Source organism: Burkholderia territorii (assembly GCF_902833055.1).
Taxonomy (GTDB): domain Bacteria; phylum Pseudomonadota; class Gammaproteobacteria; order Burkholderiales; family Burkholderiaceae; genus Burkholderia; species Burkholderia territorii.
Map to the genome: position 1 here is coordinate 1 of NZ_CADFEJ010000162.1, position 431 is coordinate 431.

Here is a 431-nt window from a genome sequence, read left to right on the forward strand (position 1 = left end):
GGCCACGGCATGGCGCTGTCACGTTAGCGGAGTATGTTCACAAGGGGGCGAGCGTGACCTGTCTGTTTCATGCGGGATGTCAGCCTTGGCAGCCGGGTAGCTGCGTAACGGGTCGGTGACGATCTTGCGCGGCGGCGGAAAGGAACGCAGCACACGCTGGAAAAAGCGCTTCGCTGCTGCCTTGTCGCGCTGCTTCTGCAGCCCAACTCGATGCCGCGTTCGTCGACCGCCCGCTACAGCAGCCAGGACTCGCCGCGCAGATTCACGAACATTTCGTCCCGACGCCAGATGCGGCCCGACTTTCGTCGCGCAGCCTTGACCCGCCGGGCGAAGGTCGCGCCGAATTTGTCGCACCATCGGCGGATCGTCTCGTGGCTGACGCTCACGCCGCGCTCGACGCGAAGCTGCGGCTGCGTGCGCGCCGGTCGAGC

At 66.1% G+C, this 431-nt stretch carries 1 pseudogene; it reads right to left on the reverse strand.

Annotated features, from left to right (window positions below):
* Positions 1–72: 72 nt before the first annotated feature.
* A pseudogene (locus HW466_RS31530) lies at positions 73–431 on the reverse strand (DDE-type integrase/transposase/recombinase); the annotation flags it as partial.